The sequence below is a fragment of the Kineothrix sp. MB12-C1 genome (assembly GCF_030863805.1).
Lineage (GTDB): Bacteria > Bacillota > Clostridia > Lachnospirales > Lachnospiraceae > Kineothrix.
On record NZ_CP132957.1, the window covers coordinates 3,195,992 to 3,220,501 of the forward strand.

The following is a 24,510-nucleotide window of genomic DNA, read 5'->3' on the forward strand; positions in this document are numbered from 1 at the left end:
ATCGATAGTAAAATGGCAAAATTAGATAAAGAGTTTTACAATAGGGATTCGTTAGTTGTGGCTAGGGAACTTCTGGGCAAAGTGCTTGTCCATGAAGTGGAAGGAAGGCGGCTCGCTGCCAAGATCGTGGAGACAGAGGCATATATGGGAGTTATCGATAAAGCAGCACATTCTTATGGAGGAAAACGGACGAAGAGAGTGGAAGTGATGTATGGAGAGCCAGGATATTCCTATGTATATTTGATTTACGGCATGTACCACTGTTTCAATATTGTTACAAGAGAAGCGGGAGTTCCACAGGCGGTACTCATAAGAGCGTTGGAACCTGTAGAGGGACATGAGGTTATGGCTCTCAATCGGTTTCAGAAGGAATATGGGCAGCTTAGTAAAAGTCAAAATAAAGGATTAACGAACGGTCCGGGAAAGTTATGTCGTGCTTTAGCCATCGACCGCAAGCAAAACGGAGAAGACTTGCGCGGTGCAAGCCTATATGTGGAGGAAGGTGTGCAAGAAGATTTCGCCGTTGTATCCGCCAAGCGGGTAGGCATTGACTATGCCCAGGAAGCGGCAGATTACCTGTGGCGATTCTATATAGAAGGTAACCCTTATGTTTCGCGCACGTAGCTGCGCATTGTTTGCCCGAAGGGCTCTTACACCGTCAAAATGTCGCGATTACGCGACATTTTTTTACGTTCGTATGGATATCCCTTTGGAATCTTAGCGTACGTTGTATGAAAACCGGAGAAATCACGGACAATTGGCTCCTAACGCTCGAAGGAGGCAAAGTTAATAAGAAACGCGTAATATAGTAAGCTATTGTCCGGATTCCGGTTGTCATGTGGTGTTGACGATAGGTCTTAACAAAGAATAGACCTATCTCCCACATCCCGTCGCTATCTCAGTGATATTCACAAACCCTTCATCCACCTCAAGGGAACAAGGTTGGAATAAGACAAGTGAAAGTTTCGTATCTTTACATTCGTTGAGTGCAAATACCTCGATCGGGCCACCTGATATGGTAACAGGGAAGCCAACAGCAGTAATTGGCATATGGAACATAAATACAGTTTTCTTTCTCTGACCATCGTCCGACTGTAAGGCGATGGAAATCATTCCATTACATCTTTTCAGAGGGCGCACATTCAAAGTGAAGTTTACAAGGAAGTGTCCTCTTCCTTTTAAAACAATTGCTTTCCCATCTCTGGAGAGTTCGATATTACGGCAGCCTATGGGAGTATGGGTGCAGGCAAGAGATAGTGCCTGCTCCCTGCGCCAGCAGGAATCTTCTGCGGCATCGAAGGAAGCAACACATATTCCTCCGGATCTGCCGGGAGGGCCGGGTGGTCCTGCAGGACCGCGACGACAAGAACCCTTATCGGCATTTAATACTTTCTCCATTTTGTCCTTTAGAAATATTTGATTCTGCATAATACTGTCGAGAAGGCTTTTGATACTGGCATTGACTTCCAAAATATCTTCAACGGAAGGACAAGGACCATAACAGCCACCGTTTTGGTTCTCCAAGGTACCTAAGATATATTGGAGTTTTTCCCCTTCAGCATTAATGATGTGGCTAAGCCCCAGCTCTTCCATAGCGATGGAGGCTAGAATCATATTGAGAGCCTTTTCACGAGTTATTTCGGGACTGACAACTGGAAATGTTGGTTGTGACATTTTCTTTTCCCCTTTCTCCTAAATGTGTACATTTTGTTATTACCTGCTATATTTTATGTAGAAAACTGTCGAATGGTTACAACTTTCCTTCTCTTTGCATAAAATAACTATCAGAAGGCAGGGAAGAGGAGAAGGAAGAACAATGGCTTCGATTAGTTTATGTATGATTGTACGAAATGAGGAAAAGCACATAGAGGAGTGTTTACAAAGTGCGATAGAGTATGTGGATGAGATTATTGTTGTAGATACCGGGTCAGAAGATGGAACGAAGGATATCTGCAGTAAATACGAGGTAAAGATTTTTGATTTCCAGTGGGAGCAGAACTTTGCGTCAGCCCGTAATTTCTGTATTGAGCAGGCTTCCGGAGACTGGATCTTATGGATGGATGCGGATGAACGGCTTGTAGTGAATGACCATGAAGCTCTTTTGCAATGCTTAAGCAAGAAGGAGAAACAAGAAGAGAATTTTATATCCGTCGGTATGAAGCACTTCTATGGGGAAATACCCGCTGATGAAAAACGTGTACATGTAAGTCACGTATATCGTCTGTTTCGAAATGGAAAAGGCATTCATTTTGTAGGAAGGATTCACGAAAGGCCTGTTTCGGATGACCGAAAAGAGGAGCAAAAAGCGGAAGAAAATAAGTTTATAGAGATATTGCATTATGGTTATATGGACGAAGCTGTTTCATTAAAAAGCGGAAGAAATAAGAAGATGCTTCTAAGGGAATGGGAGGATAATCAGGAGGATGGCTGGATTTGTTATCATCTTGCTGTCGAATATTATCATGAGCAGAATTATACGACAGCCTATGATTTCACTAATCTGGCAATCTTGCTATTTATAAAAAAAGGGCTTTTACCGCCCTCTCTTTTCTATAAATTAAAATATGATATTTTAATCACTCTGGAAGACTATACGACTGTTGCTGAGAGTATTGAAAAAGCGATTATGTTATATCCGGATTATGTGGATCTTCATTTTTACAAAGGAATGGCAGAGTTTTCTATCGGAGAATTTCATACGGCGAGAGAGACATTTTTGTACTGCATAGTGCTTGGAGAATCGAATCCGGAGTATCTGATTCTTCGCGGTATGGGAAGTTTTATGGCCGAGGATTATATCGAGAAATGCAATAATATTTTGGAAGGAGAAGGGCCGGAATAAGTATTGTTATTTTTTTAACTTTTTGATATACTGGCATCAAGGGCTGTTCCATGGCCTAAATTGATTAAGGAGGAAATGGGAAATGAACAGATTTACGTTACCGAGAGACATCTATTACGGAAGAGACTCTTTAGAAGTATTAAAGACATTAAAGGGTAAAAAAGCAATTATTGTTGTGGGCGGAAGTTCCATGAAGCGTTTTGGTTTTCTTGATAAAGCGGTTGCTTATTTAGAAGAAGCGGGAATAGAAACTCTATTATTCGAAGGCGTTGAGCCAGACCCTTCCGTTGAAACGGTCATGAAGGGTGCAGAGGCTATGAGAGAATTCGAACCGGATTTGATTGTTTCCATGGGTGGAGGATCCCCTATTGATGCAGCCAAGGCTATGTGGGCATTTTATGAATACCCCGAGATAACGTTTGAAGAACTGATTATTCCGTTTAATTTTCCATCCTTAAGGACGAAAGCGAAGTTCGTAGCAATTCCTTCCACTTCCGGAACCGCTACGGAAGTAACTGCGTTCTCAGTTATCACAGATTATGCGAAGGGAATTAAATACCCCCTTGCAGACTTTAATATAACTCCTGATATTGCCATTGTCGACCCGGTTTTGGCGGAGACGATGCCGCCGAGCTTAGTTGCTTATACAGGAATGGATGCTTTGACACATGCAGTAGAAGCATATGTTTCGACGCTTCATACTCCCTTTACAGATCCTCTTGCGATTAAGGCGATTCAGATTGTTGACAGCGACTTAACGAAGAGCTATGATGGAGACAACGATGCGAAGGAAATGATGCATTATGGACAGTGCCTTGCAGGAATGGCATTCTCCAACGCACTTCTTGGCATTGTACATTCTATGGCACATAAAACAGGAGCAGCATTCTCCACCGGACATATTACACACGGACTTGCGAACGCGATGTATCTTCCCTATGTTATTAAATACAATGCGAAGAATGAAGAAGCAGCAAAGAGATATGTGGAAATTGCAGAATCGATTGGAATTACGGGAACCGCAGAGGAAGCGATAAACGGCTTGTGTGCGAGAATTGTGGCGTTGAACAATAGGATGCAGATACCGAATACCCTCAAGGAATTCGGTATTGTAGAAGAGGAATTCAAAGAAAAGATTGCTCAGATTGCAGCGAATGCGGTAGGTGATGCGTGTACGGGTTCTAATCCGAGATCGATTGATCCTGAGGCGATGGAGAAGCTTTTCACTTGTATTTATTATGGCAATGAAGTTAATTTCTAAATTAGAATAAGTAAGACGAAGACCTCCGAACGGATGCGTGCCGATTCGGAGGTTTTTAATGAAAAATTGATGTAACAGTGTGGTATTGGACAGTTACAAATAGATAAAGGAACAATATGGAGAAAGCGGAAAAAGTTTTAAAGCAGTATTTCGGATATGATACGTTCAGAGAGGGACAAAAAGAGCTGGTAGAAAGCATAATAGAGAGGAAAGATACCTTCGGAGTGATGCCGACAGGGGCAGGTAAGTCGATATGCTTTCAAGTGCCGGCTCTTATGCTCGAAGGGATTACCTTAGTGGTATCGCCACTGATTTCTTTAATGAAAGACCAGGTGGAAGGGCTGAATCAGGCAGGAGTCCATGCGGCATTTTTGAATAGTTCTCTTACGACAAGGCAGTATTTCAAGGCATTGGAATACGCAAAGGGTGGCAGATATAAGATTATTTATATAGCACCGGAACGCCTTTTGACCGATAGCTTTTTGGACTTCGCTTTCTCCGTGAAGATATCTATGGTAGTTGTGGACGAGGCTCATTGCGTATCTCAGTGGGGGCAGGACTTCAGACCCAGTTATTTAAAAGTGACAGAGTTTGTCGATAAGCTTAAGTATCGTCCGGTTATCAGCGCCTTTACGGCTACGGCGACGAAGGAAGTACGGGAGGATATTGTAAAGCTTCTCTGTCTGGAGGCACCAACTGTGGTATCTACCGGTTTCGATCGCCCGAACCTTTATTTTGCAGTACAGTCTCCGAGAGATAAATACGCGACCATGAAGAATTATCTGGAGATGCATCCGGGGCAGAGCGGCATTATTTATTGCCTTACGAGGAAATGCGTAGAAGAAATTGCAGAAAGGCTAGATGTGGAAGGCTTTCCGGTGACCAAATATCATGCAGGGCTTTCGGATGTAGAAAGAAGGGGAAACCAGGAGGATTTTATCTACGGCAGAAAAGAAATTATGGTGGCGACTAACGCCTTTGGCATGGGAATTGATAAATCGGACGTGCGCTATGTGGTACATTATAATATGCCCAAGAATATGGAGAGCTATTATCAGGAGGCCGGAAGGGCTGGCAGGGACGGAGAACCGGCGGAGTGTATCTTGCTATATGGCGGACAGGATGTAGTGACGAATCAGTTTTTCATCGATAACAATCAGGATAACGAGTCACTGGATGAAGAGGCCCGCAAGATTGTAATGGAGAGGGACAGGCAGAGATTGAAGAAAATGACATTCTATTGCTTTAGCAATGAATGTCTGAGAGATTATATTTTACGTTATTTTGGGGAGTATAGAAGTAATTACTGTGGGAACTGTGTGAACTGTCTGAGCCAGTTCGAAGAGACAGATGTGACAATAGTTGCCAAAGGTATTATCGGCTGCGTGGAAAGTAGCGGACAAAGATATGGCACCAATGTAATTCTGGATACTGTCCATGGAGCTAATACGGCGAAGATACGAAATTATTGGATGGATAGAAATCCATATTACGGAGATTTGGCGAAGGTACAGACTTATAAACTTCGTCAGGTTATGAACTATCTTCTGTTGCATGAATATCTGGTGGTAACGGATGATGAGTATGCTGTGGTGAAATTGACAGAAAAGTCCGAATTCGTATTATATGATGGTGAGACCCTTGTAATGAAGATGGCTAAGGAAGCGGAACATCCGGCGAAGGACAAAGATACAAGGAGAACGAAGCGAAAAGTAGAAGCGGGAATGGGAATGAGCGGCGCTAATGTATCCTTGTTCGAACGTCTTCGCTCGCTTCGTTCAGAAATTGCCAGGGAGGAAAAAGTTCCTCCTTATGTGGTATTTTCGGATAAGACGCTCAGCCATATGTGTGTGGTGCGGCCTTTGACGGAAGCAGAAATGCTGACAGTATCCGGAGTCGGTGAGTTTAAATATAAAAAGTATGGGCAACGTTTTCTGGAGGTAATCCGGAATGCATAAGGTAAGGAGCAGGTAGATGACAGGAATTAGTTTGTTCGAGGTGATAGGGCCGAATATGGTAGGGCCTTCCAGTTCTCATACGGCAGGAGCGGTATCTATGGCACTTTTGGCAAGAAGAATGTTTCAAGGAACGATAGAGAAGGTAGATTTTACCTTGTATGGTTCCTTTGCGAAGACATATCGGGGTCATGGAACCGATAAGGCGCTGCTGGGAGGAATTCTTGGTTATGAGACCGATGATTTAAGGATAAGGGACTCTTTTACTCATGCGGAGGAAGCAGGAATTGCTTATTCATATACTGTTTCCGATCTGGATACCAATGATGCGCATCCGAATACGGCGGATATCAATATTATAGGAACCGATGGAAGAACGCTATTCGTCAGAGGGGTTTCCATCGGAGGCGGAAAGGTAAAAATTGTGCGCCTGAATCGTGTGGAAGTGGAGTTTACAGGGGAATACAGCACCCTTATCGTAAGTCAGACAGACAGGCAAGGCGTTGCCGCTCACATTACGAAATGTCTAAGCGACCAAGATGTGAATATTGCATTTATGAGACTGTTCCGTGAAGAGAAAGGTGCCAATGCTTATACGGTGGTGGAATCTGACGGAGAGATACCCCAAGAGGTACTCGTACGTATCCGGGAGAACTCGTATGTGACAGATGTGATGCTTGTGCAAGGATTGTAAAAACAGTGTTTTATAAGAAGTGTAAGGAGTAAGGATGGATTTTCGAAGTGGACAAGAGTTATTGGAAGTATGTAAGAAGACAGGTTATCCTATTTCCAAGGTGATGAAGCTGAGAGAAATGGAGCTTATGGAAGTGAGTGAAAAGGAAGTGGAGCGCAGGATAGAGAAAGCGCTTACCATTATGCGGGATGCCGCTTATGGGCCGGTGAATCATGAAGTGAAATCTATGGGTGGCCTTATAGGCGGTGAAGCGAAGAAGCTGAAAACTTTTCGGGAGATGGGGAAATCTCTCTGTGGTGCGACCGTGTCGAGAGCGATATCTTATGCCATGGCAGTACTTGAGGTGAATGCTTCCATGGGGGTTATTGTGGCAGCTCCGACTGCCGGAGCTTCCGGTGTTCTGCCCGGGGTTGTGCTGGCACTTGAGAAGGAACAAGAGTTATCGAAGGAGCGAGTGCTGGACGGGCTCTATACAGCAGGTGCGATCGGATACTTGTTGATGAGGAATGCTTCTGTATCGGGTGCACAGGCAGGATGTCAGGCAGAAGTGGGCTCAGCGGCGGCGATGGCAGCGGCCGCAGCGGTAGAAATGATGGGCGGTACGCCGGAGCAGGCACTGAGTGCGGCTACAGGGGCCATTTCGAATCTTCTGGGGCTGGTCTGTGACCCGGTAGGCGGACTGGTTGAGAATCCATGTCAGAACCGTAATGCAGTAGGAGCTGCTAATGCCTTGGTCAATGCAGAACAGGCACTGGCAGGAATCAGACAGCTCATTCCTTTCGATGAGATGGTTCAGGCGATGTATCATGTGGGAAGAAGTCTTCCCTTTGAATTGAGAGAAAGTGCCCTGGGAGGTTGTGCGGCAACGCCTACAGCATGTAAAACCTGCGTACCTTGTTCGTAACTTCGGCAGCCGTGAAGTCTGTTCTGCATAAATAGTATACCTTAGCCGCAAGCGGCCATGGTATGTTGTTTGCACACTCGCTTTGCTCGGCGCGGTATAATATCGTTAAAATATTATACCATGGCCGCTTGCGGACAAGATATAATTCCGTAGATTACTTACGATAATTTCCTCAATAGTTATAGACAGAAAAAGGAAATTGATGGTATAATTATAGCTTCTAATGCCTTAGGCATAACACAATTGACAGAAAAGATAGAGGACAAAGGAGAGCAGTATGGTAAAGTTACTAAGGAGTGTTTCTATTAAGGTGAAGCTCGGAGGTGGATTTCTATTTATCGCTTTATTTGCTGTAGTAATCGGCGTATTCGGTTCTACGAATATGGAGGAAATTGCCCATAGAGGCGAAGCGATGTACAGCTCCAACTTGGAGAGCATTAATGAACTTCATATGATTAAGGAAAATTTATTAGAGAGTGGCGAAGAACTGCAGACAGCGGTGTTAAGCGGGTATCCGGCGGATACGAGAGACAGCGTAGGGAAGATACAAGAACTGGAAGAAGCGAATTCAGCTGTTATTGAAGACTATGGAAACAGCAATCTTACAGAAGATGAAAGAGAGACATGGAATGCTTTTCTGACAGATAGGGATATTTACCGGACACAGAGGCAGGAAGCGATCGATCTCGCTCTATCAGGGGCATATAGCACGGCAAGAACCAGTATGAATCAAGTTATGCTAACAAGGAAGGCTATGTTCAGCAAACTGAACACCTTAATTGAAGATAATCAGAAAACGGCAGCGCAGGTGAATGCTGATAATCAGGCACTGGCAAACACGAGTACAACGATGATGTATACTTTGCTGATCGCCGGCGTTATTTTTTCCATACTCATTGGCTTATGGCTTGCCATTGATATATCGAGAGCAGTACATAAAGGACTTATATTTGCCAGAGCCCTTGGAGAAGGCGATTTAACGGTTCAGCTCAATCATAAGGGGAGAGATGAGATTGGCAAATTGATTCAGGCATTGAATCAGGCTAGGGAAAATATGAAGGAAATTGTTTCCGGCATCATTGAACAGACGGGAGAGGTGGCAGCCTCCAGCGAGGAGCTGTCAGCGACTATAGAAGAATTAGCAGGAAGATTCGAAGCAATTAATGGAAGTACAACGGTTATCGCTGATGGAACAGTAGAAATCAGGTCTGCTACAGAGGAAATGACTGCCACAGTAGAGCAGGTGAATGACGGTGTGGCAAGATTGGCGGAGAATTCCTCCGAAGGCAGTGACCAATCTGCTCAGATTAAGAGCCGTGCTACTGCAATTAAAGAGCAAGGTAATGCTTCTAAGCGGTTGGCGGATAAACTTTATGAGGAAAAACAGAAAAATATATTGGCAGCTATTGAAATGGGTAAGGTAGTGGAGGAGATTTCCAATATTGCCAGCTTGATTCATGGCATTGCAGATCAGACCAATCTGCTTGCACTTAACGCTTCCATTGAAGCGGCAAGAGCGGGTGAACATGGCCGTGGTTTCGCAGTGGTTGCAAGCGAAATCGGTACCCTTGCGAATCAGTCTACGGAATATGTAGGGGATATTACAGCGGTCGTTAATAATGTAAGAAGCGCCTTTGATAATCTGGCGGATAATTCGAGAGAAGTGCTGAGTTTTATCGACGGACAGGTAAGAAAAGATTATAATCTGCTCGTAGATACTGGTGTAAATTATGAGAAGGATGCGGTTTATGTGAGTGAGTTGTCGGAGGAGACGGCTGCAATGGCACAGGAGTTGAGCGCATCCACAGAAGAAATTAGTGCGGTAATATATAATATCTCTGCTAATATCGGAGAAACAGCTAACAGCTTTGACGAAATACGGGATAATATGCAAGAGACTTCCGGAGCAATGGAATCTATTACAAGGATGGCTGAGGGTGCAGCTTCTATTGCAGAAACATTGAATGCTTTAACTTCTAAATTTAAGATTTAATACGATAAATAATTAAATAGGAAAACTGCCCGCATGAGAAATCTGTGGGCAGTTTTTTTGTCCGACTCACTTTGCTTCCTCTTGACAAATGGAAGAATGGGAAGTAATATGTTAGGGAAACATTATCAATAGTGATAATAATATTAAATATGCTAATAATATTAAATATGGTAATAAATAATAAATAAAGGAGTGTGGCAGCAAACATGGATCAAGAAATAACTAAAATCGTTATGAATCCAATTAGACTCAGAATTATTCAGTATTTGCTTCTTCACGGAGTAGGAACTTCTTCTCAGATAAAAGAAGAGTTAAGCGATATTCCGCCGGCAAGCTTGTATCGCCACATTAAGATGCTATATGAAGCCAATTGTATTATGGTGGTAGAAGAGAAGAAGATACGGGGAACGGTGGAACGAACTTATGCCCTTAGAGGGAATAAACCTTGTGCGTTCAGTAAGGTCAGTGTGGAGCAGTTAATCAATTCCTCTCTTATGTCGTTAATGACTTCGTTCGGAAAATATTTCTCCAGAGAAGATGCGGATCCGATGAAAGATTTGCTCTCGCTTTCCACTTCTACCCTCTTGTTAACGGATGAGGAGTTTACGGAGGTAATGGAGAAAATAGGGGAAGCAATAACCCCTTATCTTGGAAATCAGGAGAAGGAAGGGCGGAATATAAGGAAACTTACCTTTATTTCATCGCCCGGTGAAGAGGAGGAGAAAGAGTGAGTATATTCCTTTCCCCTTTATTGGTACGTGCGCAGATAGGAGCTAAGAATAGTGTGAGAAAGGCATGGTTATTAAGATGATTCAGAAATCTAATATTAAATATGAAAATATTAACGGTATCGGTATACGGTCAGGAAAAAATGCAAAGATAATTACAATGGATAAAGAGCTAGTGAAAGAGGATAACATGGTAGAAATTAATTGGAAGAAGATAGAAAAGGAAGATGAGGAAATTATTCAGCATTATTACGATATGGAGCCTGTAAGAGTCTGTGAGTTTACTTTCGCTAACAACATCTTATGGTCGCCCTTCTATAAAATACGTTATGCAGTAGTGGAGGATATGCTCGTATTCCTTTCGAACGCAGAGGAAACATCGATAAGTTTTCCTCTTGGCAATGGAGATTTGGAAAAAGCCATCGATACGATTACAGAATATTTTAAGGGTGCAGGGAAGAAATTTAAAATGCACCTTGTATCCCCTTCACAGTTCGATCGCCTGCAGGAGTTTTATCCTGGAAGATTTCAGGTGGAATATAATAGGGATTCTGCAGATTATGTCTATGAATCCGAGCGCCTGATCAGCCTTGCAGGGAAGAAGCTCCACGGGAAACGCAATCATATTAACCGCTTCAAAGAGGCACATCCTGATTGGACTTATGAGAAAATTACAGATGAAAATACACAGGAATGCCTGGATATGGCAGAGGAGTGGAGAATTCAAAACGGCTGTGAAGAAAAAGGACCGAAACACGATGAGTTTTGTGTAACCCTGCATGCATTAAAAGAAAGAGAAGCACTTAAGTTAACGGGCGGATTGATCCGCGCAGACGGCCGTGTGGTAGCGTTTACATTAGGGGAGCCTCTGGGAGAAGATATGTTCGTAGTTCATATTGAAAAAGCATTTGCTGATATTCAGGGAGCCTATCCGATGATCAATCAGCAGTTTATAACGAACGAGGCATCTGGATATCGTTATATTAACAGAGAAGAAGATACCGGAGAAGAAGGTTTAAGGAAGGCGAAGTTATCCTATGATCCTGCGTTCCTAATGGAGAAGGGAATTGTTACAGAAATATAATATGATACCAGGGTCAAAAGGTCATGCGTTTCATGCCAGCATGAAAAAACATGGCTTTGGGACCCGCAAAACATGAGAAAGTAGCCCAAATAGGGCGGATTTCGAATGTTTTAGGATTGTGAAAGCACAAAGTGCGTAGCAATCCGTAGGTATCATGGGGCAAAAGACCTTTTAACCCGCAACATCATAATAAAAAATTAAAAGGAAAGTCTAATATGTCTGAAAATAATAGGAATTCAAATATTGTCCGAAATATGCTCACATTTATTGAAGATAGTCCAAGTTGTTATCATGCGGTAGAAAATATAGAGCATGCGTGTAAGGACAAAGGCTATGTATCTTTGAAGGAGAATGAAGAGTGGCATCTTGTGCCCGGTGGGAAGTATTATGTCAATAGAAATGGATCTTCTGTCATTGCTTTTCATATTCCGGATATAGAAAAAGAGCGGTTAAAAGGCTTTCATATGGTTGCTTCTCATAGTGATTCTCCCGGATTCAAGATAAAGGAAGAACCGGAAATGATAGTGGAAGACCAATATGTGAAGCTGAATGTGGAGCCTTACGGCGGAATGATTATGTCCACCTGGCTGGATCGTCCGCTTTCCGTTGCGGGAAGAGTTATAATATCGGAGAATGGTAAGCTGCGTTGTAAGGCAGTGGCACTTAAAGAAGATATTCTAATAATTCCTAATGTGGCGATTCATATGAACCGGGATGTGAATAAGGGGATGGAATATAATGCTCAGATAGACATGCTTCCTCTTTATGGAGGTAAGGAAAGCAAAGGCTCTTTTTCTCACTTGATTGCTGAGGCAGCCGGAGTGGATAAGGAACAGGTGATAAGCAGCGATTTATTCTTATGTAATAGGGCACCCGGGCATCTGCTGGGAGCAAAGGGTGAATTCGTCTGTGCGCCAAGATTAGATGATCTGGAGTGTGCATATGCATCCATGGAGGCGATGCTACGGACGCAGCCGAAAGAGTATGTGAATCTTATGGTTGTCTTCGATAACGAAGAAGTGGGAAGTATGACGAAGCAAGGCGCAGCTTCTACCTTTTTACAGGATACTCTATATCGGATCTGCGAGTCTTACTCTTTATCGAGAGGTGATTATCTGCGTCTGATTGCGGATAGCTTTATGATATCGGCGGATAACGCTCACGCTGTCCATCCCAATCATCCGGAGAAAGCAGACCCTACGAATCGGCCTTATGTCAATGGAGGAATTGTCATCAAATATCATGGAGGCCAAAAGTATACGACAGATGCTGTTTCAGCAGCGATAATGAAGGATATTTGCAAGCGTTCAGGTGTTACTTTCCAAACCTATGCGAACCGTTCCGATATTGCAGGAGGTTCCACTCTCGGTAATGTTTCTACCGCGCAGGTGTCCGTGAACACGGTAGATATCGGTTTACCACAACTTGCGATGCATTCTTCCTACGAGACGGCTGGCTGTAAAGATATGGAAGATATGGTAAAAGTAATAAGCTGTTTTTACGAGGAATAATTTCTTATAAGGTAAGAAGTTCAATATAAAAAATTAAGCATTAAGTATGAGGAAAACTCCTTTCGCAAACAAAAGTTTTTATGAAAATTTTTGTTTGCGAAAGGAGTTTTTCTTAATTTTTATAGATCTTTTCATAAAAATTGATGGATGAAGGAAGAGATAATTTTACAAAAAACTTACATACAAATTACTAAAACATGATATTTGATATTTTTTTTATATGTTAAACTCTGTTACAGAGATGAGGAAATAGGGATAAACATCCTGAAAGTGTCTCAAACTAATAGTGACAAAGAGGAGAATAAGAAAATGAAAAAAAGGACATTAAAGGCTTTTGCGCTTATCGGCGCAGTAGTATTAACGGTAGGATCCCTCACTGCATGTGGAAATAAGGAAGTGGAGTCCACTGCACCTGAGACAGAAGTACAAGAGGACGCAGCGCAGGCGGAAGAAGCAACAACGACAGAAGACGCGGCAGTAACGGAAGAAACAGTAGATGTAAGCGGTACGATTTCTATGTCAGGAAGCACTTCTATGGAAAAGCTTGCCAATGCAATAGCGGAAAGCTTTATGGAGAAGTATCCCAAAGTAACAGTAACCCCTGAATTCACGGGATCTTCTGCGGGAATTGAAGCAGTAACAGCAGGAAGCGTAGATATCGGTAATTCCTCCAGAGCATTGAAGGATAGCGAGAAGGAAGCCGGAGCGGTAGAAAATATTGTTGCTATCGATGGTATCGCGGTAGTTGTGGATCCCGCGAATGCGACGGCAGGCCTTACAAAAGATCAGCTCATAGGTATTTATAAGGGTGAGGTAAGAAATTGGAGTGAAGTCGGAGGAAATGATTCCCCGATCGTTGTAATCGGACGTGAAGCCGGTTCCGGTACAAGAGGAGCTTTTGAAGAAATTCTTGAGGTTGTAGATGAGTGTGTATATGCGAGTGAGCTTGACAGCACAGGAGCGGTTATGGCGAAAGTAGCATCGACGCCGGGTGCGATTGGATATGTTTCTCTCGACGTAATAAATGATACCGTAGTAGCGCTGGCACTCGATAGTGTAGAAGCTACAGCAGAAAATATTAAGGCGGGCAGCTATTTCTTAAGCAGACCTTTTGTAATGGCTACGAAAGGTGAGATTGCTGAACAAAATGAAACAGTAAAAGCATTATTTGATTTCTTAGGCTCCGATGAGGGTAGAGAAGTGATTTCAGGTGTAGGACTTATTTTACCTAACTAATGATAAATAGGGAGAAGTTATGAGCAATCAGCAAGCTTTCACAATTGTAGGCAATAATAAGAATAAATCAGCAGTAGAGAAGATGGCACAGGCGATTTTCACAATAAGTGCATTCATGGCGGTAATGGCAGTTTTGTCCATTACCGCATACATGATTTTTAACGGAACCCCTGCCTTATTTAAAGTAGGAGCTATCGATATTTTATTTGGGAGTGTTTGGAAGCCTACGGCAGCGAACCCTTCTTTTGGAATCTTATATATTATCCTTACCTCTATTCTCGGTACGGCGATGGCAGTAGTTATCGGTGTACCAATAGGAGTATTCACGGCAATCTTTCTGGCGGAAATAGCGCCTAAAAGTCTGGTAGCAGTCGTAAAGCCGGCAGTAGAGCTTTTGGCAGGTATTCCTTCAGTGATTTACGGACTTTTAGGTTTAATGATATTAAATCCTTTTATGTATCAGTTGGAATTGAAGATATTCGCAGGTTCGCAGACTCATCAGTTCACCGGGGGATCCAATATGATTTCGGCAGTCATCGTACTTGCTATTATGATTCTGCCGACAGTTATCAATATTAGTGAATCGGCAATTAAGGCGGTGCCAAGTTACTTGAAAGCGGCATCCCTTGCGGTAGGAGCTTCCCAGATACAGACGATTTTTAAAGTGATACTGCCGGCGGCGAAATCAGGCATTATCACGGCGGTTGTCCTCGGCGTAGGCAGGGCAATCGGCGAAGCGATGGCAATCAGCCTCGTATCGGGAAGTGCAGTGAACCTGCCTTTACCGTTTAACTCAGTACGTTTTCTTACTACGGCAATCGTAAGTGAGATGGGATATGCAGCAGATTTACACAGACAGGTTCTATTTACTATAGGGCTCGTACTCTTCCTGTTTATTATGCTGATTAATGTAACCCTGACAAGAATCTTGAAAAAAGGGGATAAAAATAATGAATAGTCCTATTACTCTTACAATAAAAAGAAAAAGAATATCGGATATGGTCCTTCGTGTACTTATTTATATTTCCGCACTGTTCGCGGTACTTCTTCTTGCCATAATTATCGGATATGTTTTTTTCAAAGGTATTAAAATAGTCAATCTGGAATTTCTAACTACGGTAACCAGCAGTTTGAAAGGGACGGTTGGAATTGCAGGAAACATTGTAAATACGTTATATATTATTGTCATTACCCTTCTTATTGCAACGCCCATAGGAATTGGTTCTGCAATTTATCTGAATGAATATGCAAAACCGGGCAGACTTGTAAGAATGATAGAATTTACAACTGAGACTCTTGCCGGTATTCCTTCTATTATATTTGGTCTGTTCGGTATGGTTTTCTTCGGTAACGCGTTGGGACTTGGTTATTCTATTTTAACGGGTGCTCTTACGCTCACAATTATGATACTTCCGTTGATTACGAGAAATACACAGGAAGCTTTGAAGACGGTGCCTGATAGTTATCGAAGCGGTGCTCTTGCGATGGGAGCAGCCAAATGGTATATGATAAGGACGATCTTACTGCCATCTGCCATGCCCGGAATTATCACCGGCATTATATTGGCAATCGGAAGAATTGTAGGAGAGTCTGCTGCTTTGCTCTTTACGGCGGGAAGCGGATATTTGCTGCCCAAGACCGGCATGGGATTGCTGGAGAAAGTTCTGCAATCCGGCGGGACATTAACGATCCAGTTGTATTTAAGTATGTCCAAAGCGGAGTACAATGTGGCTTTTGGAATCGCGGCAGTGCTTCTGATTATTGTGCTCGGCATCAATCTCCTTACCAAATATCTGGCGAAGAAACTCGATGTAAATGCCGCGCGTTAGCATAAAAAGCAGTAAAGTCTTAAAGGTAAGAGGAGAGAAAGGTATGGTTATTAGAGTGGAAAAAGAAATGGGAAATAGTAAAATCAGTACGAGAGGCCTGAACTTATATTATGGAGATAATCACGCGCTCCAAGATGTAGATATGGATATTAGGGCAAATGCAGTAACTGCATTTATCGGTCCTTCCGGCTGTGGTAAATCTACGTTTTTAAAAAGCCTCAACCGAATGAACGATTTGGTGGAAGGCGTCCGCATAGAGGGAATGGTTACTTTAGATGGAGAGAATATCTATGATTCTAAGGTAGACACGACGCTGCTTCGCAAGAAGATAGGTATGGTATTCCAACAGCCTAATCCTTTTCCCATGAGTATTTATGATAATATAGCTTATGGGCCTAGAGTACACGGCATTAAAAGCAAGGCGAAACTGGATGATATCGTGGAAAGAAGTTTGCGCGGTGCGGCCATTTTCGATGAAGTGAAGGATCGGCTGAAAAAGTCGGCACTCGGACTTTCCGGAGGGCAGCAGCAGAGACTTTGCATCGCAAGGGCACTTGCGGTGGAGCCGGAAGTGCTTCTGATGGATGAACCGACTTCCGCTTTAGACCCTATTTCCACCTTGAAAGTGGAAGAGCTTATGGTAGAGCTTAAAGAGAAATATACGGTGGTAGTAGTGACGCACAATATGCAGCAGGCAGCGAGAGTGTCGGATTATACCGCATTCTTTCTTGTGGGAAAGGTTGTGGAATTCGATACTACGGATAATATTTTCTCACGTCCGGCCGATAAAAGGACAGAAGATTATATTACAGGAAGATTTGGGTGAGATGCGGAAAGCGGTATAAATGGTATAATGGTCAAAAGGTTTGGAAAGAGAGGAAGTTTGTATGTCGCCTAGGACAATATTTGAACATGAATTAAAGAAATTAAAGGATGATGTGGCTGCCATGGGACTTCGGGTGGAGGAAACCTATGAGGAACTGTTTCTCGCCCTGGAGAACAGAAATAAGGAAGAAATCGTCGAAATTCTGGAAAGCGACCGAATCGTCAATGAGATGCAGAGGAATATTGAATCGAGATGCTTGTCCCTTATAGCGAAGCAGCAGCCGGTGGCACGTGACCTTCGAATGATTACGGCGAGCCTTAAAGTAGTAACGGATATTGAGAGAGTAGGGGATCATGTATCGGATATGGCGGAATTAATGCTGCGCCTTGATTTAAGTCCTCTTTCCTCCTATTCGAATCATTTGGAACCGATGATGAGGGCAGCGAAAGAGATGCTTCGCTCGGCAGTAAATGTATTCGTGGAGAGAAATGAAGAAGCGGCCAAGTCGGTAATTGAAAGTGATGATGTGGTGGATGAGCTTTTCAATAAGGTGAAGCAAGATTTAATTGAGTACTTGAAGAAAGAGACAAAGAATGCAGATGAATGTATCGATGTGCTTATGATGGCTAAGTATTTGGAGAAAATCGGAGACCATGCAGTGAATATCGCGGAATGGGAGCTGTTCCAGGAGACCGGGGAGATTGGAGATATAAGACTCTTATAATGTCAAAATCGATTGTAAAAGAAAAATTTACATAGATTTTACTCGAAATTCTTTTCTATTTTACATGGGTATTGTAAAATACAGATATGTAAAAACTAAAGAATAGGAAATTAGAGGGTGGACTATGGATTTTTTTGGAATATTGACAATGATAGGAGGGCTTGCTCTTTTTCTGTATGGAATGCAGGTTATGGGAGAAGGGCTGTCGAAGGTTTCAGGAGGAAAGCTGGAGCAGTTATTGGAGAAATTAACTTCCAGCAAGCTAAAGGCAGTTTTACTTGGAATGGGTGTTACTGTGGTGATTCAGTCTTCATCAGCAACTACCGTTATGGTGGTGGGCTTTGTTAACTCGGGTATTATGAAGCTCTCTCAGGCTATCGGAATCATCATGGGTGCTAATATCGGAACGACAGTTACGTCATGGATTCTCAGCTTGTCAGGGATAGAAAGCAGCAGCTTTTTCATACAATTGCTGAAGCCAACTTCATTTTCACCGGTGCTTGCGATTGTGGGTGTGACATTTTTAATGTTTTCCAAAAGGGATATGCTTAAGGATGTGGCGGCCATTTTAATAGGCTTTGCCGTGCTGATGTTCGGGATGGATACTATGTCGGCGGCGGTGAAGCCGCTCGCTGACGTTCCGGAATTCACCGGTATTTTAACTGCGTTTTCCAATCCTCTGCTGGGGCTTGTTGCAGGCTTAATACTGACAGCCGTGATTCAAAGCTCTTCGGCATCGGTCGGTATCCTGCAGGCACTTTGCATGACGGGCTCCGTTACGTATGGGGCGGTAATACCCATCATTATGGGACAGAATATAGGAACCTGTGTAACAGCCATGTTATCGGGAATCGGAGCGAGTAAGAACGCGAGACGGGCGGCTCTTGTCCACCTTTATTTTAATATTATAGGTACCATTATTTTTATGATACTATTTTATACAATACATGTATTCGTGCCGTTTTTATTTATGGATGATTCTGCAACAGCGGCAGGAGTTGCGGTTGTCCACACCATATTTAATATGTTTGCAACGATAATCCTTCTTCCGTTTTCCAAGGGACTCGAGAAGCTGGCTTATCTTACCATTAGGGATGATGAAAATGAACAGGCAGGACAGCCGCTGCAAAAGGAAGCTATTCAGATTCTCGATTCAAGATTTCTTAATACCCCCGGTTTTGCTCTGGAACAATGCAGAACTGCAGCTATCGATATGGCATCTTATGCGAAGGAAGCGCTGTTTCTATCTATGGGCTTAATCAAGGAATATGATAAAAAAGCAGCGAAGCGAGTAATGGAACTGGAAAATAGAGTGGACAGGTATGAGGATGAGTTGGGTTCCTATCTTGTTAAACTAAGCAGTAAAAAGCTGTCTGAAAAAGATAGCTATACAGTCTCCTTCTTATTGCATAATATCGGTGATTTTGAGCGTATTTCGGATCATGCGGTGAATATAAAGGAAGCTGCCGAGGAGATGAAAGACAAGAGCTTGAGCTTTTCGAACAAGGCTTCCGAAGAATTGGAAGTGTTTGCAGAAGCAGTGAAGGATATCGTGAACACCTCCTTCCTCGTATTCCAGGAAGAGGATATGAATCTGGTAAAGATGATCGAACCCCTTGAGGAAGTGATCGATTATCTGAATGCGGAATTGAAGAAGCGTCATATCAAGCGCCTCAGAAAAGGAAAGTGTACGATAGAAATGGGATTTATTCTGTCTGATATAATCACCAGTTATGAACGAGTTTCAGACCACTGCTCGAATATAGGGTTAAGCTTGTTAGAAATCAGCGAAGACGGCTTTGAAGCGCATAGATATATAGATGAGATAAGGGAAAAGAATGATCCGGAATTTAAAGATAATATAAAGCGTTTTCAAAAGAGATATGAATTGCCGTAGAATATAGAGACGGGAGAAGGGTATTACATTAAAAGAGGTAGAGCAGGTGGATAAGATGGCACTTATTTATGTGGTGGAGGATGACAAAAATATAAGGGAAATCGAAGTGTTCGCACTGAAAAATGCAGGATATGAAATCAAAGATTTCGAGTATGCAAGAGATTTCTACGAAGAAATGGAATGTAAGAAGCCGGATATTGTCCTTCTGGACATTATGCTTCCGGATGAAGATGGCTTGGAAATCGTTAGAAAGCTGCGCTCTAACAAAGAGACGAAGGATATTTCTATTATTCTTGTGACAGCTAAGACCTCGGAAATCGATAAGGTAAGAGGGTTGGATATAGGTGCGGACGATTATATGGTGAAGCCTTTTGGTGTGATGGAGCTGATTTCCAGAGTAAAGGCACTTCTTAGAAGAAGTAATAAAAATGAGGAAAAAGTTCTGCGTATAGGAGCCGTCTGTCTGGACGAAGAAAGACATATGGTAACCGTAGATGACGTTCCTTGTGAATTGACCTATAAGGAGTACGAACTTCTTAAGCTGCTGATGAGTAATGCAGGAATTGTTACCCCCAGAGATATGATACTCGATAAGATATGGGGGACGGATTTCGAAGGAGAATCCAGAACGCTGGATATGCATATTAAGACATTGCGCCAGAAGTTAAGAGATAGCAGCAGCATGATAAAGACAGTACGGAATGTGGGATATATATTTGCCAATTAAGTATAATATTTAACGATATTATACTGCACCGAGCAAAGCGAGTGTGCAAAAAACATACTGTGTCCGCTTGCGGACAAAGTATAATATTTAACGATATTATACTGCGCCGAGCAAAGCGAGTGTGCAAAAAGCATACCGCGGCTGCTTGCGGCTAAGGTATACCTGAGTCAGGCCTGTACAGGCAATAGGAAAGATATGGTTCAATATGAAAAAGAAGATAAAGTTTCAGTTGCTGCTGCTCGCCTTAATTGGAATTTTCACTACGATGTTTCTCGTGCTCGGTATCTGCTATGATTTATTTCGCAAACAGGTTATCGAAGATTTGAAGACATATGCACATTTGCTGGAGGACACAAATGCCTTGTCCGACCTGATGGAGAGAAGGTATGATTCGAAAAAGGATAAAGTACGAATCACAGTGGTGGATGAGAGCGGTGATGTCTTGTATGAAAGTGATGCCGATGCGGATAAAATGGGTAACCATGGGGATCGGCCTGAGATTATACAGACTTTTGCCACCGGAGAAGGTTATGCGGTGAGGAAATCTTCCACCATGGGAAAAAATACGTTCTATTATGCCATCCGGATCGAGGAAGGGAATGTAATACGCGTGGCAAAGGATGCGGACAGCATATGGAGTATCTTCGCGGGGGCGTTGCCGGCGATAGGAGGAGTTACTGCGTTTATTATTCTTCTTTGTACGGTAGTGGCTCATGTGTTGACGAAGGCTCTCATTGCGCCGATAGAAAAGGTTGCCAATAACGCAGACCGTCTGGAGGAATTAGAGATATATGAAGAATTGGCTCCTTTTGTGGCAACGATAAATGAACAGCATGAAAATATCTTGAAAAATGCCGGAATGCGGCAGGAATTTACAGCCAATGTATCCCATGAATTAAAGACGCCTCTTACTTCTATCTCCGGTTATTCAGAGCTGATAGAGAGCGGCATGGCATCGGATAAGGATGTTGTGAGGTTCGCCAGGGAGATTCACCGTAATTCCGACAGGCTTCTGATCTTAATTAACGATGTTATACGCTTGTCCGAATTGGATGTGGTGGATATGGAGGAGCATTTTGAGTGGCTGAATCTGTCGGAAATTGCAGAAACATGTGTCGATATGTTACAAATTAACGCAGAGAACCATGGAGTGGCTTTGACCTTCCGAGGGGAAACCTGCATGGTGCGCTCCGAGAAGCAGATGTTGGAGGAACTGGTCTATAATCTATGCGACAACGCAATTCGTTACAATAATAAAGGCGGCCTAGTGGCAGTTCTTGTGAAAAAGGCAGAGGATAAAACTGTGCTTATTGTGGAAGATACAGGAATCGGAATCCCCAAGGCACATCAGGAAAGAATCTTTGAACGATTCTACCGGGTGGATAAGAGCAGATCTAAGTCTACCGGGGGCACAGGTCTGGGACTCGCCATTGTAAAACATATTGTCGCTAAAAACGAGGCAAAGATTGAACTGGAGAGTGAGGAAGGAAAAGGAACTAAGATATCAGTATTTTTTTCCTGAGAAATTATCTCTTTGCTCATATCCGATCGCTATTTATCCGATCGCTATTTATCCGATATTCTATCCTTTAGAAGGAAAAGTGCCAGTACATTTGGAAAAATCATAAGGGCATTAATCAAATCGGTACATTCCCACACTACATTAAGCGGGATGACTGCGCCGATATAAATCATAACAATATAGATAATCTTATAGAATGAAATGCTTTTCATTCCCCATAGATATTCCGTAGCTTTTTCACCGAAGTAGGACCAACCGATTAAGGTCGTAACGGCGAAAGCGGCAAGGGATAGGGAAAGAAAGGCATTTCCGCCCATTGGGAGATAAGAAAATGCAGCATCTGCAAGCCCTGCCTCATTAACACCTGCCAGGGAATGCGGATATTTTATCATATTGGCAACAATAACGAGCCCGGTCAGAAGACACATAACGACGGTGTCCCAGAAAACAGCAGTCATGGATACATATGCCTGTCTGGAAGGATCTGTTAGTGAGGAGGAAGAGGCAGCGATAGCAGAGGTGCCGATACCAGCCTCATTGGTGAACAGACCTCGTGCGATTCCATACCTGGCCGCTTGTTTGAGCGAGTATCCGGCGATACCGCCCATCATGGCATTTGGTTTGAACGCATAGGTGATAATAAGTGTCAGAGCATCTCCCAAAGCATCGCGATTAAGAAAGAGCAGGATAAAACAACTTCCGATATAGAGAAGCCCTAAGGTAGGGACGAGTTTTATACAAAGGTTCCCGATGGATTTGATTCCGCCGATAATGACAAAGCCGACAACGATCGCTGCTGTGATACCGGTAATATGAGGAGAAACTCCAAAGGTAGAGGAAAGGGTCTGAGTCAGGGAATTAGCTTGGGTAGTACAGCCAATGCCGAAAGCGGCGCATATAGTACATAGAGCATAGAATTTGGCCAGAAATTTATTGTTAAGGCCATTTTTTAATATGTACATCGGACCGCCCACATAAGCCTGGAGTACATTTTTTTCGCGGAAAAGCATGCTCAGATAACATTCGGCATACGAAGTCGCCATGCCGAGAAGGCCGGTCAGCCAGCACCAGAAAACGGCGCCGGGACCGCCCAGAGCAACGGCGGTGGAAACTCCTATAATATTGCCGGTGCCGAGAGTGGCTGCCAGTGTTGTGGCGAGGGCCCCGAAGGCAGAGAGATTATGGGTAGATTTTTCTTCATGGGTATCCACGGAAGATATGGAAAACTTCAAAGCTTTTATGATATGACGCTGAGGAAAACGAAGCTTTATTGTAAAGAATAAATGTGTTCCCATAAGGAGGAAAAGGAGAGGAAAGCTCCATAGGAAAGTGTTGATAGTCGATATTATTTTCAAGAGAGGGTACCTGGTTCATATACTTAATTCTAATATATAAGTGTATCTTGTAATATATGTTGCCTTTTGTTATTATGTAAAGATAATGATATCATCAATTGATGGTAAAATAGGCGTAAGCATAGAAAGCGGGCGAGAAGCCTTGAGGGACAATGTAATGAATATTATAAGTGGGCAGAATGTTATAGCGATTATCCGTAAGACATTGAGCATTCTGAATCCCAATATTATGAAGCATAGCGAAATTGTGGGATATATTTTCTATAAGATGTTGGAATATGAACAGGAATATTCCGAACAAGAAATGCTTGAATATACTTGGATTGCCATATTACATGATATCGGATTATATCGGGTGGATGGCTTGGATAATGTAGCGGATTTTGAAGTAAATAATACCGAGTCTCATTCTATTTATGGATTTTTATTTTTAAAATATCTATCTCCACTTGCAGAAAAGGCAGAAATCGTGCTATACCATCATTTAGACTATGAGCGGTATGGATTGGTCAAGAATAAATATGAACGTATCACGGAGTGTCTGGCATTTGCAGACAAAATGGATACTTTTATGCGCCGGGATAAGATACAGATGGAGGCTGATTATTTTACGAGATATGTGGATATTAAATTTTCAGCGAGAGCCAGAAATTTATTTTTGGAGGCAGAGAAGAAGTTTGGGATTACCGCCAAGCTCGTAAGCGGCGAATATAGGGAAGAATTAAATGAACTGTTCTCACACATTGAAATGTCGGAAATGGATAAGAAGAGTTTTCTTGGAATGCTCGTATACACCATCGATTTCAGAAGTGAATATACAGTAATTCATACGATGGCTACCGTGAATTTCGCCCAGCAGTTGGGAGTGTTGATGAATCTTGGTGCAGCAGAATTAAGACAGTTGTACTATGGGGCACTGTTGCATGACTTGGGCAAGATTGCTATTCCGATCAATATTCTGGAGTCTCCCGGAAAGCTTTCAGCAGAGGAGATGCGCATAATGAAGGCTCATGTGCGGATTACAGAGATGATTTTGTCGGGGCTGGTAGCACCGGAAGTGATTGATATTGCAGCAAGGCATCATGAGAAACTGGATGGATCGGGATACCATAACGGATTAAGCGATAAAGATTTGACGCTTCCCCAGAAGATTGTGGCAGTAGCTGATATGTTAAGTGCCTTATACGGACAAAGAAGCTATAAAAAGTCATTTGAAAGCAATATCATTAAGACGATATTGAGCGAAGAGGCTGCCGATTATAAAATAAGTAAGCCGGTAGTGGATTGTTTGCTTGAAAATTATGATAATATCATTCGAGGATTTGAGGATGAGCAGGAAGGTCATACGATAGGTCTATATCTGACGATTAAAGAACAGTACGAAGAAATATGGAAGAAATTCGAAGGAATTATGAGATAACA

Annotated in this window: 21 protein-coding genes; 19 read left to right on the forward strand and 2 right to left on the reverse strand. The window is 42.8% G+C overall.

Features of this window, described 5'->3' with window-relative positions; translation table 11 throughout:
* The first annotated feature begins 12 nt into the window (after positions 1 to 12).
* On the forward strand, positions 13 to 624 hold the full coding sequence (locus tag RBB56_RS14590) for a DNA-3-methyladenine glycosylase (protein WP_306719694.1): 612 nt from the start codon (positions 13 to 15) through the stop codon (positions 622 to 624).
* A 249-nt stretch (positions 625 to 873) separates the two neighbouring features.
* Here the strand turns inward: RBB56_RS14590 and RBB56_RS14595 are convergent, their stop codons facing one another.
* On the reverse strand, positions 874 to 1,674 hold the full coding sequence (locus tag RBB56_RS14595) for a hypothetical protein (protein WP_306719695.1): 801 nt from the start codon (positions 1,672 to 1,674) through the stop codon (positions 874 to 876).
* Positions 1,675 to 1,816: 142 nt separating this feature from the next.
* Here RBB56_RS14595 and RBB56_RS14600 point away from each other — a divergent pair, with 142 nt between their 5' ends.
* The 17 genes from RBB56_RS14600 to RBB56_RS14680 all read left to right on the forward strand — a co-directional run bounded on the left by RBB56_RS14600 (position 1,817) and on the right by RBB56_RS14680 (position 21,733).
* A complete protein-coding gene (locus RBB56_RS14600; protein WP_306719696.1) occupies positions 1,817 to 2,842 on the forward strand; it encodes a glycosyltransferase family 2 protein in 1,026 nt (341 codons plus the stop codon).
* An 82-nt stretch (positions 2,843 to 2,924) separates the two neighbouring features.
* Positions 2,925 to 4,103 (forward strand): iron-containing alcohol dehydrogenase, encoded by a 1,179-nt coding sequence (locus tag RBB56_RS14605; protein WP_306719697.1) that lies wholly within the window; start codon positions 2,925 to 2,927, stop codon positions 4,101 to 4,103.
* A 116-nt stretch (positions 4,104 to 4,219) separates the two neighbouring features.
* Positions 4,220 to 6,061 carry a DNA helicase RecQ gene (gene recQ / locus RBB56_RS14610; RefSeq protein WP_306719698.1) on the forward strand — a complete coding sequence of 614 codons (1,842 nt, stop codon included), beginning with the start codon at positions 4,220 to 4,222 and terminating at the stop codon, positions 6,059 to 6,061.
* Between the two features lie 16 nt (positions 6,062 to 6,077).
* A complete protein-coding gene (gene sdaAB / locus RBB56_RS14615) occupies positions 6,078 to 6,752 on the forward strand; it encodes an L-serine ammonia-lyase, iron-sulfur-dependent subunit beta (RefSeq protein WP_306719699.1) in 675 nt (224 codons plus the stop codon).
* Between the two features lie 34 nt (positions 6,753 to 6,786).
* On the forward strand, positions 6,787 to 7,656 hold the full coding sequence (gene sdaAA / locus RBB56_RS14620) for an L-serine ammonia-lyase, iron-sulfur-dependent, subunit alpha (RefSeq protein ID WP_306719700.1): 870 nt from the start codon (positions 6,787 to 6,789) through the stop codon (positions 7,654 to 7,656).
* A 277-nt stretch (positions 7,657 to 7,933) separates the two neighbouring features.
* A complete protein-coding gene (locus tag RBB56_RS14625) occupies positions 7,934 to 9,649 on the forward strand; it encodes a methyl-accepting chemotaxis protein (protein WP_306719701.1) in 1,716 nt (571 codons plus the stop codon).
* Positions 9,650 to 9,855: 206 nt separating this feature from the next.
* Positions 9,856 to 10,380 carry a helix-turn-helix domain-containing protein gene (locus tag RBB56_RS14630; protein ID WP_306719702.1) on the forward strand — a complete coding sequence of 175 codons (525 nt, stop codon included), beginning with the start codon at positions 9,856 to 9,858 and terminating at the stop codon, positions 10,378 to 10,380.
* A gap of 187 nt (positions 10,381 to 10,567) precedes the next feature.
* A complete protein-coding gene (locus RBB56_RS14635; protein WP_306722171.1) occupies positions 10,568 to 11,461 on the forward strand; it encodes a DUF2156 domain-containing protein in 894 nt (297 codons plus the stop codon).
* Positions 11,462 to 11,676: 215 nt separating this feature from the next.
* Positions 11,677 to 12,972 (forward strand): M18 family aminopeptidase, encoded by a 1,296-nt coding sequence (locus RBB56_RS14640; protein ID WP_306719703.1) that lies wholly within the window; start codon positions 11,677 to 11,679, stop codon positions 12,970 to 12,972.
* A gap of 309 nt (positions 12,973 to 13,281) precedes the next feature.
* Positions 13,282 to 14,208: a phosphate ABC transporter substrate-binding protein gene (locus RBB56_RS14645; protein ID WP_306719704.1), complete on the forward strand. Its 927-nt coding sequence runs from the start codon at positions 13,282 to 13,284 to the stop codon at positions 14,206 to 14,208.
* 19 nt (positions 14,209 to 14,227) lie between these two features.
* A complete protein-coding gene (gene pstC / locus RBB56_RS14650) occupies positions 14,228 to 15,166 on the forward strand; it encodes a phosphate ABC transporter permease subunit PstC (RefSeq protein ID WP_306719705.1) in 939 nt (312 codons plus the stop codon).
* On the forward strand, positions 15,159 to 16,037 hold the full coding sequence (gene pstA / locus RBB56_RS14655) for a phosphate ABC transporter permease PstA (RefSeq protein ID WP_306719706.1): 879 nt from the start codon (positions 15,159 to 15,161) through the stop codon (positions 16,035 to 16,037). Before pstC ends, pstA begins: the two co-directional genes overlap by 8 nt.
* Positions 16,038 to 16,104: 67 nt before the next feature.
* Positions 16,105 to 16,863, forward strand: a complete 759-nt coding sequence (gene pstB, locus RBB56_RS14660) for a phosphate ABC transporter ATP-binding protein PstB (protein WP_306722172.1) — start codon at positions 16,105 to 16,107, stop codon at positions 16,861 to 16,863.
* A 61-nt stretch (positions 16,864 to 16,924) separates the two neighbouring features.
* On the forward strand, positions 16,925 to 17,587 hold the full coding sequence (phoU, locus tag RBB56_RS14665; protein ID WP_306719707.1) for a phosphate signaling complex protein PhoU: 663 nt from the start codon (positions 16,925 to 16,927) through the stop codon (positions 17,585 to 17,587).
* A 124-nt stretch (positions 17,588 to 17,711) separates the two neighbouring features.
* Positions 17,712 to 19,484, forward strand: coding sequence for a Na/Pi cotransporter family protein (locus RBB56_RS14670; RefSeq protein WP_306719708.1), 1,773 nt, complete (start codon positions 17,712 to 17,714; stop codon positions 19,482 to 19,484).
* 55 nt (positions 19,485 to 19,539) lie between these two features.
* The gene (locus RBB56_RS14675; RefSeq protein WP_306722173.1) at positions 19,540 to 20,211 is read left to right on the forward strand and encodes a response regulator transcription factor; all 672 of its coding nucleotides are present in this window, start codon (positions 19,540 to 19,542) and stop codon (positions 20,209 to 20,211) included.
* A 205-nt stretch (positions 20,212 to 20,416) separates the two neighbouring features.
* Positions 20,417 to 21,733 (forward strand): sensor histidine kinase, encoded by a 1,317-nt coding sequence (locus tag RBB56_RS14680; protein ID WP_306719709.1) that lies wholly within the window; start codon positions 20,417 to 20,419, stop codon positions 21,731 to 21,733.
* A gap of 44 nt (positions 21,734 to 21,777) precedes the next feature.
* Here the strand turns inward: RBB56_RS14680 and RBB56_RS14685 are convergent, their stop codons facing one another.
* Complete coding sequence (locus RBB56_RS14685) at positions 21,778 to 23,028, reverse strand: alanine/glycine:cation symporter family protein (RefSeq protein ID WP_306719710.1); 1,251 nt, start codon at positions 23,026 to 23,028, stop codon at positions 21,778 to 21,780.
* Between the two features lie 217 nt (positions 23,029 to 23,245).
* Here RBB56_RS14685 and RBB56_RS14690 point away from each other — a divergent pair, with 217 nt between their 5' ends.
* Positions 23,246 to 24,508 carry an HD domain-containing protein gene (locus RBB56_RS14690; protein WP_306719711.1) on the forward strand — a complete coding sequence of 421 codons (1,263 nt, stop codon included), beginning with the start codon at positions 23,246 to 23,248 and terminating at the stop codon, positions 24,506 to 24,508.
* Positions 24,509 to 24,510: the final 2 nt, after the last annotated feature.

Coding starts and splice junctions, on each gene's coding strand:
- sdaAB (WP_306719699.1), top strand. CDS start 6,078: ATGACAGGAATTAGTTTGTTCGAGGTGATAGGGCCGAATATGGTAGGG.
- RBB56_RS14640 (WP_306719703.1), top strand. CDS start 11,677: ATGTCTGAAAATAATAGGAATTCAAATATTGTCCGAAATATGCTCACA.
- phoU (WP_306719707.1), top strand. CDS start 16,925: ATGTCGCCTAGGACAATATTTGAACATGAATTAAAGAAATTAAAGGAT.
- RBB56_RS14630 (WP_306719702.1), top strand. CDS start 9,856: ATGGATCAAGAAATAACTAAAATCGTTATGAATCCAATTAGACTCAGA.
- pstA (WP_306719706.1), top strand. CDS start 15,159: ATGAATAGTCCTATTACTCTTACAATAAAAAGAAAAAGAATATCGGAT.
- RBB56_RS14625 (WP_306719701.1), top strand. CDS start 7,934: ATGGTAAAGTTACTAAGGAGTGTTTCTATTAAGGTGAAGCTCGGAGGT.
- RBB56_RS14600 (WP_306719696.1), top strand. CDS start 1,817: ATGGCTTCGATTAGTTTATGTATGATTGTACGAAATGAGGAAAAGCAC.
- RBB56_RS14590 (WP_306719694.1), top strand. CDS start 13: ATGGCAAAATTAGATAAAGAGTTTTACAATAGGGATTCGTTAGTTGTG.
- RBB56_RS14635 (WP_306722171.1), top strand. CDS start 10,568: ATGGTAGAAATTAATTGGAAGAAGATAGAAAAGGAAGATGAGGAAATT.
- RBB56_RS14605 (WP_306719697.1), top strand. CDS start 2,925: ATGAACAGATTTACGTTACCGAGAGACATCTATTACGGAAGAGACTCT.
- pstC (WP_306719705.1), top strand. CDS start 14,228: ATGAGCAATCAGCAAGCTTTCACAATTGTAGGCAATAATAAGAATAAA.
- pstB (WP_306722172.1), top strand. CDS start 16,105: ATGGGAAATAGTAAAATCAGTACGAGAGGCCTGAACTTATATTATGGA.
- RBB56_RS14670 (WP_306719708.1), top strand. CDS start 17,712: ATGGATTTTTTTGGAATATTGACAATGATAGGAGGGCTTGCTCTTTTT.
- RBB56_RS14675 (WP_306722173.1), top strand. CDS start 19,540: ATGGCACTTATTTATGTGGTGGAGGATGACAAAAATATAAGGGAAATC.
- recQ (WP_306719698.1), top strand. CDS start 4,220: ATGGAGAAAGCGGAAAAAGTTTTAAAGCAGTATTTCGGATATGATACG.
- RBB56_RS14690 (WP_306719711.1), top strand. CDS start 23,246: ATGAATATTATAAGTGGGCAGAATGTTATAGCGATTATCCGTAAGACA.
- RBB56_RS14680 (WP_306719709.1), top strand. CDS start 20,417: ATGAAAAAGAAGATAAAGTTTCAGTTGCTGCTGCTCGCCTTAATTGGA.
- sdaAA (WP_306719700.1), top strand. CDS start 6,787: ATGGATTTTCGAAGTGGACAAGAGTTATTGGAAGTATGTAAGAAGACA.
- RBB56_RS14645 (WP_306719704.1), top strand. CDS start 13,282: ATGAAAAAAAGGACATTAAAGGCTTTTGCGCTTATCGGCGCAGTAGTA.
- RBB56_RS14595 (WP_306719695.1), bottom strand. CDS start 1,674: ATGTCACAACCAACATTTCCAGTTGTCAGTCCCGAAATAACTCGTGAA.
- RBB56_RS14685 (WP_306719710.1), bottom strand. CDS start 23,028: ATGGGAACACATTTATTCTTTACAATAAAGCTTCGTTTTCCTCAGCGT.